We start from the raw sequence: 17,382 nt of genomic DNA on the forward strand, positions 1-17,382 counted from the left end.
CTTTCACTCTATTATTGTATTAATTTCTTCTTCCATTCTTCAGGCCATGGTTCGCCTCTTCCTGTTTTTTTCGACGCTTGAACCATCATTCCACGACCTACTAAACAAACCTCTCCTGCTGCATTCTTCACCATATAATGTAAATCTAAAGAAGAATTCCCGACCGATCCTGCCTTTACATACACCTTCAGCTGTTCATCAAAATATATTTGCTTAATAAAATTACATTGTAAATCCGCAACAACGATCATCGTTTCTGATGATGCATGTGTCCACTCTTGCATAAATCCAAGTTCTTTAAACAACGCAATACGAGCTTCTTCAAAATAAGTAAAAGCAACGACATTATTTACATGTCCAAACATATCTACTTCACCAAAACGAACCTTTACAGGGTTGTAAAACGAAAAACCACTTTCCCATTGCTCAAAGTCTTCAATATAAGAAATCCTCTTCATTGTTATCTCTCCTTTTCACCTTTAAATAAACAGAATAAACAGAAAAATACAGTTATAAATATTGCCTCTTCGATATGAAGAGGCAATATTTATTAATAGTTATTATCGCTACCAAAGAAATCTTTGAACGATTGAATTGTTGTATCACGGTTTAATGCCGCAATTGAAGTTGTTAAAGGAATACCCTTCGGACATGATTGCACACAGTTTTGAGAGTTACCACAGTTTGCTAGTCCTCCATCTCCCATAATTGCACGTAAGCGATCTGCTTTATGCATTTCACCCGTTGGATGTGAGTTGAATAAGCGAGCTTGTGATAACGGTGCTGGTCCAATAAAGTCAGACTTACTGTTTACGTTTGGACATGATTCTAAGCAAACACCACATGTCATACATTTTGAAAGCTCATAAGCCCATTGACGCTTTTTCTCAGGCATTCTTGGTCCTGGCCCTAGGTCATACGTACCATCAATTGGAATCCACGCTTTAACGCGTTTTAGAGCATTAAACATGCGACTACGATCAACTTGCAAGTCACGTACAACCGGGAATGTCTTCATCGGTTTTAAGCGAATTGGTTGCTCTAATTGATCGATAAGTGCCGTACATGATTGACGTGGTTTTCCGTTAATCACCATCGAACATGCACCACATACTTCCTCTAAGCAGTTCATATCCCATGCAATCGGAGTTGTTTGGTTCCCTTTTGAATCAACAGGATTACGACGGATTTCCATAAGTGCTGAGATAATATTCATATTCGGACGATATGGAATTTCAAACTCTTGGTCAAACGCTTGCGCATCTGGCCCGTCTTGTCTCGTAATGATGAGGCGGATTGTTTTCTCAGACATGTTGTTTATCCCCCTTCTCTTCACCCTTAGCAGCTACATCGTGTTTTGAAGAATAATCACGTTTACGCGGTTTAATTAATGAAATATCAACGTCTTCGTAATGGAATGCTGGTGCATTTCCTTCTCCCTCAAATTTTGCCATCGTAGTTTTTAAGAAGTTTGCATCATCACGATTTGGGAATTCAGGTTTGTAATGCGCCCCACGGCTCTCATTACGGTTATATGCGCCAATTGTAATAACACGTGCTAACTCAAACATATTTGCAAGTTGGCGTGTAAATGAAGCACCTTGGTTACTCCATCTTGCTGTATCGTTAATGTTAATACGTTTGTAACGAGCCATTAATTCTTCAATTTTCGCATCTGTTTCTAATAATTTTTTATTTTCACGAACTACTGTAACGTTATCTGTCATCCATTCTCCAAGCTCTTTATGAAGAACATACGCATTTTCGTTACCATCCATCGTTAAAATATTGTTAAATTTCTCTGTTTCGATTAATTCATTTTGTTCATATACAGTAGATGAAACAGCATCCGATGATTTAGAAAGACCTTTCATATATTCAATTGCGTTTGGTCCCGCTACCATACCACCATAAATTGCTGATAATAGTGAGTTCGCACCAAGACGGTTACCTCCGTGCATAGAATAATCACATTCACCTGCTGCAAATAAACCTGGAATATTTGTCATCTGTTTATAATCAACCCATAGTCCGCCCATTGAATAGTGAACAGCTGGGAAGATTTTCATTGGTAGTTTACGAGGATCATCCCCTGTAAATTTCTCATAGATTTCAATAATTCCACCTAGTTTAATATCTAGTTCTTTTGGATCTTTATGAGAAAGATCTAAATACACCATGTTTTCACCGTTAATACCTAGTTTTTGCTCTACGCAAACATCAAAGATTTCACGTGTTGCGATGTCACGAGGTACAAGGTTTCCGTAAGCCGGATATTTTTCTTCTAAGAAGTACCATGGTTTACCATCTTTATATGTCCAAACACGTCCACCTTCACCACGTGCAGATTCACTCATAAGACGTAATTTATCGTCTCCAGGAATTGCCGTTGGGTGAATTTGAATGAACTCACCGTTTGCATAGTATGCGCCTTGTTGATATACAGCAGAAGCTGCTGTACCTGTATTGATAATGGAGTTTGTTGATTTTCCGAAAATGATACCAGGGCCCCCTGTTGCCATAATCACGGCATCTGCTCCGAAACTTCTAATCTCCATAGTTTGTAAGTCTTGTGCAACGATTCCTCGGCACACACCTTCATCATCAACAACAGCTCGTAAGAAATCCCAACCTTCATATTTCGTTACAAGTCCTGCTACTTCGTGACGACGTACTTGCTCATCTAATGCGTAAAGTAATTGCTGTCCAGTTGTTGCACCAGCAAATGCTGTACGGTGATGTTGCGTTCCACCAAATCGACGGAAATCAAGAAGTCCTTCTTCCGTACGGTTAAACATAACACCCATACGGTCCATTAAATGAATGATACCAGGTGCTGCTTCACACATTGCTTTAACTGGTGGTTGGTTCGCTAAGAAGTCCCCACCATAAATTGTATCGTCAAAGTGGATCCATGGAGAATCCCCTTCACCTTTCGTATTTACGGCACCGTTAATTCCGCCCTGAGCACATACAGAATGTGAACGTTTTACTGGTACTAAAGAAAACAGTTCAACATTTACTCCTGCTTCTGCCGCTTTAATCGTTGCCATTAAGCCAGCCAAGCCACCGCCGACTACTATAAGTTTCCCTTTCATGCTCTCCCACTCCTTACTGGTTTGCTAGCTGTGGATCGATGAACGCTAATAATGCACTCACACCTACATAAGATAAACCTAAGAAAATAGCTAATGTTACATAAGTAGAGATTCTTTGTGAACGTGGAGATACTGTAATTCCCCAGCTGATGCAGAATGTCCATAGTCCATTTGCAAAGTGGAAAATTGTTGAAACAACACCAACTAAGTAGAATGCAAACATAGCTGGATTGTTTAAAATATCTGCCATCATATCATAGTTTACCTCTTTACCTAACATTGCTTGAATACGAGTTTCCCAGACGTGCCAAGAAATGAAGATCAGCGTAACGATACCTGAAATTCTTTGGAAGACGAACATCCAGTTACGGAAATAACCGTAAGAAACCGCATTGTTCTTAGCTGTAAATGCAATATATAAGCCATATATAGCATGGTACAGTATCGGTAAAAAGATGATGAAAATTTCTAGCGCATACCGGAATGGAAGGAGCTCCATAAAGCCTGCAGCTTTGTTAAAAGCCTCTGCTCCTCGTGTTGCAAAGTTGTTTACAATTAAATGTTGCGTCAAAAAGACACCAACCGGGATGACCCCCATTAATGAGTGCCACTTACGAAACGTATACTCGCGGCCTTTCATGTCCCCATTACCCCCCTTGAATGTTTGACTGCTGTTTTCAGATTAGTTTACAACAATAATGTTTTTTCACTATTGGCATAAGAAAAACTGAAAAAATTATTCGAAATATTTCAGCATAATTTGATACCAAGTTCATTTTACTCCTATTTTTGTCGAAGCGTCAAGAAAACGTATACATAATTTGCATATAATTTGCCAATTCTTTTTTTCTTCTTATATATTCAGATTTTCCTAAAGAAAAATCTGTTTTTATAAATGTGAAATGTTATATAATAATCCCTATAGAAAGAGGGGAATATTGTGAGCAAAAATACAATCGATACAACATCTTTAGAAGATGTTTCATTGAACGCCTTCGCTTATGAATTGCTACGTGAAGAATTACTACCTGATTTAATCGGCAACGATTTAGATGGTATTTTATACTGGTCTGGTAGAAACCTTGCAAGAAAATATCCGCTAGAAACAATTGAAGAAGTCATTCAGTTCTTTGAAAAGGCTGGCTGGGGCACTTTAAGCATTGTTGAACATAAGCGTCGTGAAATGCAGTTCCAACTTAAAGGTACACTCATTGCAGAACGTCAAAAACAAAAACGACATTCTTCTTATCAACTAGAAGCCGGATTCATCGCTGAACAAATCCAAAAGCAACGGAACGTCGTTGCAGAGTCATACGAAGAAAAGAAAAAACGTTCTGACTCTATTACATTTCTTGTAAAATGGGATATAAAAGATCTCATTGAAGTGTAAGCATTACCTACAGTCAACTAGACATATCAGTTTAGTTGACTTTTTTGTATTTTCATTCAGATGTGTTTATTTTAAATCTTCAGAAATTATATCAAAAAACAGAAGACGTTGTAAACTACAACGTCTTCTTATCTGTTAAATACGTATAAATCGTCTCCGCGACATTTTTTGGCATACCCGCTTCGACAAATTCCTCTATAGAAGCTTCTTTCATCTTCTTTAATGAACCAAAATGTTTTAACAATACCTTTTTCCGTTTATCACCGATTCCTGGAATATCATCCAACGCTGATTGAATGACAGATTTCCCATGTAATTGACGATGGAATGTAATCGCAAATCGATGCACCTCATCTTGAATACGCTGCAATAAATAAAATTCTTGGCTATTTCTCTCAAGCATCACAGGTTCCGGTGGATCCCCAATAATTAAATGGGAGGTTTTATGTTTATCATCTTTTACAAGACCTGCCATCGGAATATATAATCCGAGCTCATTCTCTAAAATATCACTTGCAGCCGCTAGATGGCCTTTTCCTCCATCAATAATAATCAAATCAGGTAAAGGTGAATTTTCTTTAAGCGCCCTTGTATAACGGCGCCTCACAACTTCCCTCATAGACTCATAATCGTCTGGTCCTTGAACCGTTTTAATTTTATATTTTCGATACTCTTTCTTCGCCGGTTTCCCATCGATAAAAGCAATCATTGCAGAAACGGGATTTGTTCCTTGAATATTTGAGTTATCAAACGCTTCAATACGATACGGTGTTTCAATCCCAAGCTGCTTCCCTAAATGATCTACCGCTTTAATCGTTCGTTCTTCATCACGTTCAATTAAGTAGAACTTCTCTTCAAGAGCAATCTTCGCATTTTTATTTGCTAATTCTACAAGGTCTTTTTTCTTACCACGTTTCGGCTGTGTTGCTTCTACTTCTAAAAACCGCTCTACTAATTCCGAGTCTATACTTCCTGGAACGACAATTTCCTTCGGCTTAAAATGACTACTGTTTTCATAAAATTGGCCGATAAAAGTTAAAAAACCCTCTTCTGGTTCATCGTAAATTGGAAACATAGAAACATCGCGTTCAATTAGCTTTCCTTTTCGAACAAAGAAAACTTGAACACACATCCATCCTTTATCCACTGCATATCCAAACACATCACGATCCACTAAGTCACTCATAATCATCTTTTGTTTTTCCATAATCGCATCAATATGAGCAATTTGATCACGCAACTCTTTTGCACGTTCAAACTCTAGTTTCTCTGAGGCCTCATACATTTTTGTTTCTAATTCTGAACGAACTTCTTTATGTCCACCATTTAAAAACTTAATAATTTCATCTACAATTTCTTTATTTTGTTCTTCCGTCACTTCTTTCACACAAGGTGCTAAACATTGACCCATATGATAATACAAACAAACTTTATCTGGCATATTCGTGCATTTCCGAAGTGGATACATACGATCTAGCAGTTTTTTCGTTTCATGAGCAGATTGTGCATTTGGATAAGGACCAAAATATTTCCCTTTATCCTTTTTTACGTTTCGAGTAATGAGTAAGCGCGGTTGCTTCTCCGCCGTAATTTTAATAAAGGGATATGTTTTATCATCTTTTAATTGAATATTATATTTCGGATCATATTTTTTAATTAGATTTAACTCTAAAATAAGCGCTTCTAAATTCGAAGAGGTTACAATATATTCAAAATCAACAATTTCTCCTACAAGCCGCAGTGTTTTCCCATCATGTGAACCAGTAAAGTACGAGCGCACACGATTTTTAAGCACTTTTGCCTTTCCGACATATATAACCGTTCCTTGCTTATCTTTCATCAAATAACAACCAGGTTGATCTGGTAAAATGGCCAACTTCTCTTTCAAATGTTCGTGCACTCGTCTCCCTCCATTTCTACATACTTAGCATTTTTATTTCCCCTTGAAAACATACTATGCCCAAACACCCAACATACGTTCTTTTATTGTAACGGAAAGACTGTAAAAAAGAAAATAAAAAAAGCTACCAAATGGTAGCCCCTTTATTTTAGAAGTGTTTAGAAACTAATTCTACTAACGCTTCTTTCGGTTTGTAACCTAACGCTTGATCAACTACTTTACCGTCTTTTAATACGAAAAGAGCTGGAATACTCATTACTTCGAATTGACGAGCAGTTTCTTGGTTTTCATCAACGTCTACTTTTACTACTTTTACTTTTTCGCCTAGTTCTGCATCGATTTCCTCTAATACAGGAGCGATCATTTTACAAGGTCCACACCAAGGTGCCCAGAAATCTAATAATACAACACCTTCGCTAGTTTCAGCTGCGAAGCTTTGGTCATTTGCGTTTACAATTGCCATTTTATTTCCTCCTTCAAGTATATTCTACCAAGAGTATATCATTAACTTATATACGTGGCGAATAATATGTATCGTTATGTATTGTAACAAAAAAATGTTCCTTTATACTATATAAAAATACGGATTAAAAACTAAAAAGATGAGAGACAGGGGATCTCTCACCTTTTTCTATATATAGGGGTACTTCACTTGGAACTCAAGGGTACTTAAATCATGAATGTACTTTTAACTTTTTAAACTCTTCTGTTAAAAGAGGTACAACTTCGAATAAGTCACCGACAATACCGTAGTCAGCTACTTTAAAGATACTTGCTTCTGGATCTTTATTAATCGCAACGATGATTTTTGAGTTAGACATACCTGCTAAATGCTGAATCGCACCAGAAATACCACATGCAATGTATAAGTCTGGCGTAACAACTTTACCAGTTTGACCGATTTGTAATGAATAATCACAGTATTCAGCGTCACAAGCACCACGAGATGCCCCAACAGCGCCGCCTAGTACGTCAGCTAACTCTTTTAATGGTTTAAAGCCTTCTTCACTCTTTACACCGCGTCCGCCAGCGATAATAACTTTCGCTTCAGAAAGATCAACACCTTCTGCCGTTTTACGGACAACATCTTGAATGATTGTACGTAAATCTTTCACATCAACTGTAATAGAAGATACGTCACCGCTGCGAGACTCATCTTTTTCCAGAGTTGCAATGTTATTTGGACGCACTGTCGCAAATAAGATGCCGTCTGTTACAATCTTCTTCTCGAATGCTTTACCAGAGTAAATTGGACGAGTGAAGATAACATTTCCACCTTCAACCTCTAAAGCAGTTACGTCAGAAACTAAACCAGCTTCAAGCTTCGCTGCTAATTTTGGTGATAAATCTTTACCAAGTGCTGTATGTCCAAAGACAATACCTTCTGGATTTTCTTCAGCATGTACAGCTAAAAACGCTTGTGCATAACCATCAGATGTATATGATTTTAATTTATCATTTTCAACTGTCACAACGCGATCTGCACCGTAATGAATCAATTCTTTTGCAAAAGAGGCAACGCTGTCTCCAATTAGAAGACCTACTACTTCACCGCCTTCTGCAATTGTTTTTGCTGCTGCTACCGCTTCAAACGAAACGTTACGTAGCGATCCATCACGAACTTCACCCATTACTAATACTTTACGAGCCATAGATTTTCCCTCCTGCATATATAATTTCGTATTTTATTAGATTACTTTCGCTTCTGTATGGAGCAACGATACAAGTTCTTTTACTTGATCTTGCAGCTCGCCTTGTAACACTTTTCCTGCATCTTTCTTAGGAGGCAAATAGATTTCAATTGTTTTTGTCTTTGCTTCCACATCATCATCTTCTAAATCTAAATCATCTAATTCTAATTCTTCTAGTGGCTTTTTCTTCGCTTTCATAATACCTGGAAGCGATGGATAACGCGGTTCATTTAAACCTTGTTGTGCTGTTACTAAAACTGGTAATGAAGTTGCAATCACTTCTGTATCCCCTTCAACATCACGCTCAATCTTCACATTTGTACCGTCAATTTCAAGTTTTGTAATTGTCGTTACATACGGAATATTTAACGCTTCAGCTACGCGTGGTCCTACTTGTCCAGATGCACCATCAATTGCAACGTTTCCGCCTAAAATTAAATCTGCATCTTTATCTTTTAAATATTCAGCAAGCACTTTTGCTGTCGTGAACTGGTCACCATTTTCTACATCATCTTCAATATTAATTAATACCGCTTTATCACAGCCCATTGCTAATGCAGTACGAAGTTCTTTCTCACTATCTTCGCCACCGACTGTTACAACTGTAACTTCTCCACCTTGTGCGTCTCTTACTTGAATTGCTTCTTCAATTGCATATTCATCGTAAGGGTTGATGATGAATTCCGCTTCGCCATCGTAAATTGCACCGTTTTTAATTACGATTTTTTCTTCTGTATCAAATGTTCGTTTCATGAGTACGTAGATGTTCATTCCATTTACCCCCTTGTTTTTCAGAAAGATTCTATCAATTTTAATTTTCTGTTAATTTATATCAAAAAATAATTGAACTACCTGCCACTAAATGAAGGTTTACGCTTTTCTAAAAATGCAGCTACACCTTCTCTTCCATCTTCACTCGTAAATACTTCACCAAAAATCTGTGATTCACGTTGTACACCTTCATAGTAATGAGACGATTTTGTCGTTTGCAATAATTCTAGTACAGCACGAGTTGTTGCTGGACTTTTTCCAGCAATTTGTTTTGCGACTTTAAGCGTATCATCTAAAAGTGATTCTTCAGAGAACAATCCGTTAACAAGTCCCCACTTTAACGCTTCTGCACCAGTAATTGGTGTACTTGTTAACATCATTTCACAAGCTTTCGCTTTCCCAACATAACGTGGTAAGCGCTGTGTACCTGCAAAGCCAGGAATTAATCCAAGTGTTAATTCGGGTAAACCAAGTTTTGCACTTTCAGTTGCAAAGCGCATGTGGCAAGACATAGCAAACTCAAGGCCGCCGCCCAGTGCCGCTCCATGAATTGCCGCAATAACTGGTTTTGAACATTTTTCAACACGCTCAAACGTAACTTGTCCAAGCTGTGCTAATTCTGTTGCTTGCTTCGCTTCAGTAACAGATGTAAATTCTTTAATATCTGCTCCCGCTGAGAAGAAACGTCCTTCACCGTGAATAACAACAACACGAATGTTATCATCCTTTTCCACTTGATCAATTAATTCAGTAACGTCATGCATAACTTGTGAAGACATCGCATTTGCTGGTGCGTGATTTAACGTCGCCACCGCGATATGATCTTCAACTCTTACAGATAGGAATTTCAACATGATCCCTCCCATTATTGACGATAGCCACAAGCTGCAATAAGTAGCCCGTGTACCGTTTTTGAAAGTGCGACCAGATCATACTTATGATCGCTCATTACCCAATTGGTCACAACTTCATCTACTGTTCCAAAGATCATTTGTCTTGCCACGCGAACATTTAAATCTGCTTGAAATTCACCTTGTTTTATACCAGTCTCTAAAATCTCATCCATAACTTGTAAGTAGCCTTTTAATACTTCATTTATTTTAAGGCGCAAGTCTTGATTGGACTGCCTCAGCTCTAATTGCGTAACGATAGCAAGAGGATCATTTTGCGACAACAGCAAGAAGTGCGTTTCTACCAACATGAATAACTTCGATACAGCGCTTTCAATTCCTGCTGTTTTTTGACGAATTGTTTCGACAAATTCTCCCATCTTCTCTTGGAATAAGGATATTAATATATCTTCTTTATTTTTAAAATATAAATAAATCGTGCCATCAGCTACCCCAGCTTGCTTTGCGATTTTAGAAACTTGCGCTTGGTGGTACCCATTTTCCGCAATCACAATGACTGCCGCATCAATAATTTGATTGTATTTCGGTCTATTTTTCTTCACTTTACTGTCCCCTTCAAGAAGATGACTGAATGAATAGTCATTCATATTCTTATAATACTGACTATTTAGAAAAGTGTCAATCCTATTTTTTCAAAAAGAAAGGGCCTTAGCCCGTTTGCTCATCCTCATTCTTTCTCTTCTCTTCATCTATTAGAACACGTCGTAAAATTTTCCCTACTGTCGTTTTCGGCAATTCATCTCTAAACTCATATACTTTCGGCACTTTATAAGCCGCTAAATATTTACGTGCAAACTGATTTAATTCTTCCTCAGAGCACTCCGTACCTTCTTTTAACACAACAAATGCTTTAACTGTCTCTCCTCGGTACGGATCTGGAACTCCAATTGTCACTACTTCTTGCACTTTTTCATGCTCATATAATACTTCTTCAACTTCACGAGGATACACATTAAATCCACTCGCGACAATCATATCTTTCTTGCGATCTTTTACATAGAAGAATCCATCCTCATCCATGTAGCCAACATCACCTGTATGGAGCCAGCCATCTTGCAATACAGCCGCTGTTTCCTCTGGCTTATTCCAGTACCCTTTCATAATTTGAGGACCTTTCACTACAATTTCCCCTATTTCTCCTGGCGGTAATTCCTCACCAGTTTCAAGTGACATAATGATTGCTTCTGTATCTGGCCACGGAACTCCAATGCTACCTGGCACTCGCTTTTCCCATAAAAAATTACTATGTGTAACCGGAGAGGATTCTGTTAAACCATATCCCTCTACTAGTTTACCACCTGTAACTGTTTCGAACTTTTCCTGTACTTCTACTGGCAGTGGTGCTGATCCACTAATACAAGCACGAATAGAAGAAATATCGTATTCTTTTAAAAGTGGGCTATTTAAAAGAGCGATATAAATAGTTGGTGCCCCTGGAAATAGTGTCACTTTATGCTTCTTAATCGCTTCAAAGACCATTTTCATATCAAACTTTGGAATAAGGACCATTTTGTATCCTTGCATAACACTCAAATTCATAACAGCCGTCATGCCGTACACGTGGAAAAATGGAAGAACCCCAAGAACGACTTCTTCTCCTTCTTTGCAATTATATAACCATTGAACTCCCATTAACGTGTTAGAGACGAGGTTTTTATGCGTTAACATAACGCCTTTCGGAAATCCAGTTGTTCCTCCTGTGTACTGTAAAAGAGCTAAATCATTTTCAGGATCACAAGGCACCTCAACATCCGTATCCACTTCTTTTTCTACTGAATTCCAAAGATGAATCGTTTCACTCTCTGATACTTTCACAACTAAATTCGACTGTTTTTTCTGCACAAATGGATACAATAGATTTTTAGGGAATGGTAAAAAGTCCGCAATACGAGTTACGATAATATGCTCAATTTTTGTAGCAGATTGAACATTCGTTACTCTTGGAAACACTAAATCGAGACAAAGAATTACTTTTGCTCCCGAGTCATGAAGCTGATATTCTAATTCTCTTTCTGTATACAGTGGATTTGTTTGTACTACGATACCTCCCGCAAGTAATGTACCGTAATAACCAATTACAGCTTGCGGACAATTCGGCAACATAATAGCAACTCGATCACCCTTTTCCACACCGAGCTTTTGAAGATAATTTGCAAACCTCTTTACCTTATCATGGAAGTCCGAAAACGTAATATCCTTCCCTAAAAAGTGAAGCGCTTTCTTTTCTGGGTAGCGAGAAGCCATCTGTTCTACATATCTATGAAGCGGCTGAATATCATAAGAAATCGTACTAGGAATTTCCTCTGGATAACTTTTCAACCATGGTTTTTCCACCTTCATTCCCCCTTCAAATACATAAAAAATAAAGTGAAACTTTAATCAGTGGAGGTTTTGTTCAGCCCCACTGATTATTAGCCCACACCAATCGGGCTTTTACGGACAGTTAATCACCCAGCTAACTTCTTTACTTTCGCTGAATTTTAAGGCGGGATCTTACTGCCCACAAATAGCGGGATAAATGAATGTTCATTCATGATGGTTATTTTCATTATATTATAGTCACCATAGCGTTACAATCATAATATTCTGACTTTTTTATAACTATGCTTTACTTCATTAACTTCTTATTATATGTAGAAACTCTCCTAATCTTAAAAGAGTAAGAGAGTTATGGTTTAGCTCAATCTTATTATCGTTAACACTGCTCCTGGAGTAGTTGTTGATAATGTTGCAACAGCTAACAAACCAAATAATTGCAAACTAATTGCACTCCCCGCCGCAAGAGTCGTAATAATTGTCGCACTAAATGATGTCGTTGCTAATGCAGGAGAATTAATAGTCCCAGCAAGCGGTGCCCCATTAATTGTAATTCGTGAACTAACTAATAATGAAGCCGTTATATTAATTGAATATGAAATATAATAATTCCCTGCATTTGCAGCCGTAAATACTGTGTTCCCCGCAGACACTGTGATACCCGGACCGATATTCTGATTGTTTGGAAGCGGGACATTTGTTCCACCTAGTAGTACCGATATTGCTGTACCCGACGTATTATTTGCAAATGCGTACGTTGCCGTTATACTTGTGCCTGTTGCTCCCGTTGCTCCTGTTGAGCCTGTTACTCCCGTTACTCCGGTTGAACCTGTCGCTCCCGTTGGACCTGTGTCGCCTGTCGCTCCCGTTGGGCCTGTTACTCCTGTTATTCCTGTTGCTCCTGTTATTCCTGTCGCTCCCGTTGGGCCTGTTGTTCCTGTTATTCCTGTCGCTCCCGTCGGGCCTGTTGCTCCTGTTGCCCCCGTCGGACCTGTATCGCCTGTTGCTCCCGTTGGACCTGTGTCGCCTGTCGCTCCTGTTGCTCCTGTTGCCCCCGTCGGACCTGTTGGACCAACTTTAGGGACTGTCCCATCGCAACTAAAACAGCATGAATCAACATGTACACCATTTTGATTATTACACCCACAATATCCATTTATGTTATTGCTCCATGAAGACATGTTGATCACTTCCTTTACATTCGATCTTTTTAGCGCAATCACCGAATTAAAAAACACCTATCTAAATGACAAAGAAATACTTTGCCTAGTCGGGGATAAAACACAGATTTCTTCCATACATTCTAGTAATTATTACATGCGATTCACTCTCCTTTTGCTTGTACTTTCGCCTCATCTCCACAGATTATTAACCATACACATTACACTTTCGTACACAGCCAAGTTCCCATTTAAACTTTCCACATTCGCCAATATTTTTAGTAAAGAGGCTTATTCTTCATAAATAGCGACTGTAACATATAAAAATCCGTATAATCTGTTATTTTTCGTCAAAATTTTAAAAATATATTGACACTTAAAATACCCTCATAGTATGATTTTGGTGTTGTAATTGATAACCATTTTCACTTGTGGTGCTAGTTACAAAAAACACTTAATTTGGGGGCAGAAGATGAAGAAAATTCTCAGTATTTTCATAGTAGTTCTTCTATTCGCTGTTGGATGCGGACAGCAAAAAGAGGAGAAAAAAGAAATAAAAGCGGACAATAAAAATCAAGCTATAACAATTAAACACGCTGAAGGGGAAACGAAGTTAGATAAACCAGCGAAAAAAGTAGTTGTACTTGAGTGGGTATATTCAGAAGACTTATTAGCACTTGGTGTTCAGCCAGTAGGGATGGCAGACATTAAGAATTATAATAAATGGGTAAATACAAAAACAAAACCGAGTAAAGATGTTGTAGATGTAGGGACACGTCAACAACCAAACTTAGAAGAAATTAGCCGTTTAAAACCAGACTTAATTATCACAGCTTCATTCCGTGGTAAAGCAATTAAAAATGAATTAGAGCAAATTGCACCAACAGTTATGTTTGATCCATCAACAAGTAATAACGATCACTTTGCTGAAATGACAGAAACATTTAAACAAATTGCAAAAGCAGTTGGGAAAGAAGAAGAAGGTAAAAAAGTATTAGCTGATATGGATAAAGCATTTGCTAATGCAAAAGCAAAAATTGAGAAAGCAGACTTAAAAGATAAAAACATAGCAATGGCACAAGCATTTACTGCTAAAAACGTACCAACATTCCGTATCTTAACTGACAATTCTTTAGCTTTACAAGTTACAAAAAAATTAGGTTTAACAAATACTTTTGAAGCAGGGAAATCTGAGCCAGATGGTTTCAAACAAACAACTGTAGAATCATTACAAAGTGTACAAGATTCAAACTTCATTTACATTGTAGCGGATGAAGATAACATTTTTGACACGCAACTAAAAGGCAACCCTGCTTGGGAAGAATTAAAGTTCAAAAAAGAAAACAAAATGTATAAATTAAAAGGCGACACTTGGATTTTCGGTGGTCCTGAGTCTGCAACATCTTTAGCAACACAAGTAGCAGATGTCATGACAGCGAAGAAGTGATTACACGATGAATAGCCTAAAACATACACTTCGAGCAAGTCTTGTATTCGGAGGAGGAGCAGCTCTCTTGCTCCTCCTTTTCTTTATTCATATCGGACAAGGTCAAGCAAACATTTCCTATAGTATGATTATTGATGCTCTTATCTCACCGAACCAATCGCTAGAACATCAAACTTTAATCATGCTTCGATTACCTAGAGCTGTAATTGCCATTTTAGCTGGAGGCGCTCTTGCTGCATCAGGGGTTATTTTACAAACGTTAACGAAAAATCCACTCGCTGAATCCAGTACAATGGGTATTCACTCTGGCGCATATTTCTTTCTAGTAGCGGCTACAATTTTCTTACCGAAAGGTTTACAAATTAATTCTCTTCTGTTCACATTTATCGGCGGTGCTATTACTGCTTTATTTGTATACCGTATTTCTGGTGGAAAAAAGGGAACCCCACTTAGAATGGCATTAGCTGGTATGGTCGTTACATTAATGCTTTCTGCCTTTACCGGAACGATGCAGCTTTTCTATGAAAATGAAACAGCTGGTTTATTTTTATGGGGAGCTGGCTCTCTTATTCAAAATAACTGGGATGGCGTTCAATTTGCTTTTCCATTTATCATTATTTCTTTCCTAGTTTTACTATTTATGTCTCGTAAACTCAACATTCTCTTACTTGGTGATGATGTTGCTATTTCTCTTGGTGAAAAAACAGCAGTAACACGTCTTATCGCCTTCATTGCTGCAATCTTTTTAACAGCAGTAATTGTTACTGTTGTTGGACCAATTGGCTTTGTCGGCTTAGTTGCACCTCATTTAATGCGCCTTATCGGATACCGTCAACACTTTACTCTTCTTCTCTCTTCTTTCTTATGGGGGGCAGTATTATTGCTTGGAGCAGATGTTGTCGGTAGATTAATAGATCCAACCGGTGCAGAACTTCCTGTTGGGGCAGTCACAGCAATGATTGGATCTCCTTGGCTTATTTACTTAGTGTATCGAATGATGAAGTCGAAACAATATATGAATGATAACGGTGCGAATGCAGCTGGAGCTAGTTCCCGCTATTACTCTTATAAAAAGGTAATCCTTATTTCTATCACACTTTGTATTGTGACGATTGCTCTTGGTGTTACAATCGGTAGTAACACTTATATCGAAAGCATTACAAATGTTATATCAGGTCAATTAACACAATTTGACAAAAACATGATGATAAATCTTCGTTTACCAAGAATGCTCGTTGCTGCTATTGCTGGCGCATGCCTTGCAATAAGTGGGCTTGTTTTCCAAGCTATATTACGAAACCCACTTGCCGATCCTTCTATTATTGGTATTTCATCGGGAGCTGGTGTCGGTGCTTTAACTATTATGTATGTCTTTCCTACACTTCCTGGTTTCTTCCTACCAATTGGTGCATTTATCGGAGGACTACTTGCAGTAGGAATTGTCCTCTTCTTCTCATGGAAATCAGGGTTTAGCCCAACAGCTCTTGCTTTAATAGGAATTGGTATTTCTGCACTTGGCTCAGCAATTATTCAAATCTTTATCGTTAGAGCCAATTTGAATGTTGCCGCTGCTTTAACATGGTTATCTGGCAGCACGTATGCAAGAGGATGGAATCACTTAGAAAATATCATTCTATATCCATCTCTAATTCTTGTATTCATTATCTTTTTCTTAATAAAACAACTTGACGTTCTCGTACTTGGAGACGATTTAGCAACTGGACTTGGGCAACCAGTAAATAAAACACGGCTTGCTCTAATTGTGCTAGCGACACTACTTGCATCAGTAAATATCGCTGCTGTCGGTACGATTGCCTTTCTAGGCCTTGTCGCACCTCACTTAGCAAGAATTGTTGTTGGTATAAATCATCAAAGACTATTCGTTTGCTCAGCACTGTTTGGAGCAATCCTTCTTGCCATCGCTGACTTACTCGGCCGAACAATTGCATACCCAAAAGAAATTCCTTCTGGACTTGTCGTTGCTGTACTTGGAGCACCTTATTTCTTATGGTTGATGAGGCAGAGCGGGAAGAAGGTTAATTAAAAAAGAGGCTTCTTATGTGAGAAGCCTCTTTTTTAATTCATTCTCATAAGCCTAAAGGAAACTATCTTTTTTTCACGAATTTAACCTATGAACATAACTAGGGGGGATAACAATGTATCAAACACTTAAAGGCTTCTTGCAATCATGGACATACGAGGCTGAGTCTACTCAAAAGATGCTCGATGCATTAACAGATGAATCTTTGTCACAAGAAATCGCACCTGGGCACTGGACGTTAGGCAGGGTTGCTTGGCATATCGTGACGGCAATTCCTGTTATACTATCTGGCACAGGGCTAAAGTTTGAAGGAGAAACAAAAGATTATCCTGTTCCAACTTCTGCAAAAACAATTGCAGATGAATACCGTAAAGTGAACGCGGCTTTCGTTGAAACACTTCAAAATAAATGGACTGATAAAGACTTAGCTACTATTAACGACTTCTTTGGTCGTCCTATGCCGAATTCTATATTTTTAATGACACTTATTAATCATCAAAATCATCACCGCGGGCAAATGACAGTTTTAATGCGACAAGCTGCCTTAACAGTCCCTGGCATATATGGTCCTTCAAAAGAAGAATGGGCTGCGGCTGGAATGGAAGCTCCTAAAATGTAACAACAAAAAAGACAAGGTGTTTACACATCTGGTCTTTT

General features: G+C 38.2%; 16 protein-coding genes. 4 read left to right on the plus strand and 12 right to left on the minus strand.

Annotation, left to right across the window (positions count from 1 at the left end; genetic code table 11):
* Positions 1-11: 11 nt before the first annotated feature.
* The 4 genes from BAQ53_RS21315 to sdhC form a co-directional block, all read right to left on the minus strand.
* Complete coding sequence (locus BAQ53_RS21315; protein WP_000822733.1) at positions 12-458, minus strand: acyl-CoA thioesterase; 447 nt, start codon at positions 456-458, stop codon at positions 12-14.
* Between the two features lie 92 nt (positions 459-550).
* Positions 551-1,312 (minus strand): succinate dehydrogenase iron-sulfur subunit, encoded by a 762-nt coding sequence (gene sdhB / locus BAQ53_RS21320; RefSeq protein WP_001291827.1) that lies wholly within the window; start codon positions 1,310-1,312, stop codon positions 551-553.
* Entirely contained in the window at positions 1,305-3,098 is a 1,794-nt protein-coding gene (gene sdhA / locus BAQ53_RS21325; protein WP_000676750.1) for a succinate dehydrogenase flavoprotein subunit, read from the minus strand. Before sdhA ends, sdhB begins: the two co-directional genes overlap by 8 nt.
* A gap of 13 nt (positions 3,099-3,111) precedes the next feature.
* Positions 3,112-3,738: a succinate dehydrogenase cytochrome B558 gene (gene sdhC / locus BAQ53_RS21330; protein ID WP_000678354.1), complete on the minus strand. Its 627-nt coding sequence runs from the start codon at positions 3,736-3,738 to the stop codon at positions 3,112-3,114.
* 300 nt (positions 3,739-4,038) lie between these two features.
* On the opposite strand from sdhC, the gene BAQ53_RS21335 reads away from it, so the two are divergent.
* Entirely contained in the window at positions 4,039-4,488 is a 450-nt protein-coding gene (locus tag BAQ53_RS21335; protein ID WP_000042226.1) for a YslB family protein, read from the plus strand.
* A gap of 115 nt (positions 4,489-4,603) precedes the next feature.
* On the opposite strand, the gene uvrC is transcribed toward BAQ53_RS21335, so the two are convergent.
* From uvrC to BAQ53_RS21375, 8 genes are all read right to left on the minus strand, one after another.
* Positions 4,604-6,388, minus strand: a complete 1,785-nt coding sequence (gene uvrC / locus BAQ53_RS21340; protein WP_000544299.1) for an excinuclease ABC subunit C — start codon at positions 6,386-6,388, stop codon at positions 4,604-4,606.
* A 148-nt stretch (positions 6,389-6,536) separates the two neighbouring features.
* The gene (trxA, locus tag BAQ53_RS21345; protein ID WP_001018943.1) at positions 6,537-6,851 is read right to left on the minus strand and encodes a thioredoxin; all 315 of its coding nucleotides are present in this window, start codon (positions 6,849-6,851) and stop codon (positions 6,537-6,539) included.
* 211 nt (positions 6,852-7,062) lie between these two features.
* Positions 7,063-8,040: an electron transfer flavoprotein subunit alpha gene (gene etfA, locus BAQ53_RS21350; protein ID WP_000101942.1), complete on the minus strand. Its 978-nt coding sequence runs from the start codon at positions 8,038-8,040 to the stop codon at positions 7,063-7,065.
* A gap of 36 nt (positions 8,041-8,076) precedes the next feature.
* Positions 8,077-8,850 carry an electron transfer flavoprotein subunit beta gene (gene etfB, locus BAQ53_RS21355; protein ID WP_001029027.1) on the minus strand — a complete coding sequence of 258 codons (774 nt, stop codon included), beginning with the start codon at positions 8,848-8,850 and terminating at the stop codon, positions 8,077-8,079.
* Positions 8,851-8,927: 77 nt separating this feature from the next.
* Complete coding sequence (locus tag BAQ53_RS21360) at positions 8,928-9,704, minus strand: enoyl-CoA hydratase (protein ID WP_000911292.1); 777 nt, start codon at positions 9,702-9,704, stop codon at positions 8,928-8,930.
* Between the two features lie 11 nt (positions 9,705-9,715).
* Positions 9,716-10,303 carry a fatty acid metabolism transcriptional regulator FadR gene (locus BAQ53_RS21365; RefSeq protein WP_000742223.1) on the minus strand — a complete coding sequence of 196 codons (588 nt, stop codon included), beginning with the start codon at positions 10,301-10,303 and terminating at the stop codon, positions 9,716-9,718.
* Between the two features lie 106 nt (positions 10,304-10,409).
* On the minus strand, positions 10,410-12,095 hold the full coding sequence (locus BAQ53_RS21370) for a long-chain-fatty-acid--CoA ligase (RefSeq protein ID WP_000414740.1): 1,686 nt from the start codon (positions 12,093-12,095) through the stop codon (positions 10,410-10,412).
* A gap of 341 nt (positions 12,096-12,436) precedes the next feature.
* Complete coding sequence (locus tag BAQ53_RS21375) at positions 12,437-13,258, minus strand: BclA C-terminal domain-containing protein (RefSeq protein ID WP_208906223.1); 822 nt, start codon at positions 13,256-13,258, stop codon at positions 12,437-12,439.
* A gap of 451 nt (positions 13,259-13,709) precedes the next feature.
* Here BAQ53_RS21375 and BAQ53_RS21380 point away from each other — a divergent pair, with 451 nt between their 5' ends.
* From BAQ53_RS21380 to BAQ53_RS21390, 3 genes are all read left to right on the plus strand, one after another.
* Positions 13,710-14,684 carry an ABC transporter substrate-binding protein gene (locus BAQ53_RS21380; RefSeq protein ID WP_208906224.1) on the plus strand — a complete coding sequence of 325 codons (975 nt, stop codon included), beginning with the start codon at positions 13,710-13,712 and terminating at the stop codon, positions 14,682-14,684.
* 7 nt (positions 14,685-14,691) lie between these two features.
* Entirely contained in the window at positions 14,692-16,728 is a 2,037-nt protein-coding gene (gene fhuB, locus BAQ53_RS21385; protein ID WP_046945865.1) for a Fe(3+)-hydroxamate ABC transporter permease FhuB, read from the plus strand.
* Positions 16,729-16,840: 112 nt separating this feature from the next.
* Positions 16,841-17,344, plus strand: a complete 504-nt coding sequence (locus tag BAQ53_RS21390; protein ID WP_000285030.1) for a DinB family protein — start codon at positions 16,841-16,843, stop codon at positions 17,342-17,344.
* The last annotated feature ends 38 nt before the right edge of the window (positions 17,345-17,382 follow it).

The organism is Bacillus sp. B25(2016b), assembly GCF_001679765.1.
Classification (GTDB): domain Bacteria; phylum Bacillota; class Bacilli; order Bacillales; family Bacillaceae_G; genus Bacillus_A; species Bacillus_A thuringiensis_K.

Bases quoted from the DNA above. Each gene is read 5' to 3' on its own strand.
- BAQ53_RS21315 (WP_000822733.1), bottom strand. From the start codon at position 458: ATGAAGAGGATTTCTTATATTGAAGACTTTGAGCAATGGGAAAGTGGT.
- sdhB (WP_001291827.1), bottom strand. From the start codon at position 1,312: ATGTCTGAGAAAACAATCCGCCTCATCATTACGAGACAAGACGGGCCA.
- sdhA (WP_000676750.1), bottom strand. From the start codon at position 3,098: ATGAAAGGGAAACTTATAGTAGTCGGCGGTGGCTTGGCTGGCTTAATG.
- sdhC (WP_000678354.1), bottom strand. From the start codon at position 3,738: ATGAAAGGCCGCGAGTATACGTTTCGTAAGTGGCACTCATTAATGGGG.
- trxA (WP_001018943.1), bottom strand. From the start codon at position 6,851: ATGGCAATTGTAAACGCAAATGACCAAAGCTTCGCAGCTGAAACTAGC.
- etfA (WP_000101942.1), bottom strand. From the start codon at position 8,040: ATGGCTCGTAAAGTATTAGTAATGGGTGAAGTTCGTGATGGATCGCTA.
- etfB (WP_001029027.1), bottom strand. From the start codon at position 8,850: ATGAACATCTACGTACTCATGAAACGAACATTTGATACAGAAGAAAAA.
- BAQ53_RS21360 (WP_000911292.1), bottom strand. From the start codon at position 9,704: ATGTTGAAATTCCTATCTGTAAGAGTTGAAGATCATATCGCGGTGGCG.
- BAQ53_RS21375 (WP_208906223.1), bottom strand. From the start codon at position 13,258: ATGTCTTCATGGAGCAATAACATAAATGGATATTGTGGGTGTAATAAT.
- BAQ53_RS21380 (WP_208906224.1), top strand. From the start codon at position 13,710: ATGAAGAAAATTCTCAGTATTTTCATAGTAGTTCTTCTATTCGCTGTT.
- fhuB (WP_046945865.1), top strand. From the start codon at position 14,692: ATGAATAGCCTAAAACATACACTTCGAGCAAGTCTTGTATTCGGAGGA.
- BAQ53_RS21390 (WP_000285030.1), top strand. From the start codon at position 16,841: ATGTATCAAACACTTAAAGGCTTCTTGCAATCATGGACATACGAGGCT.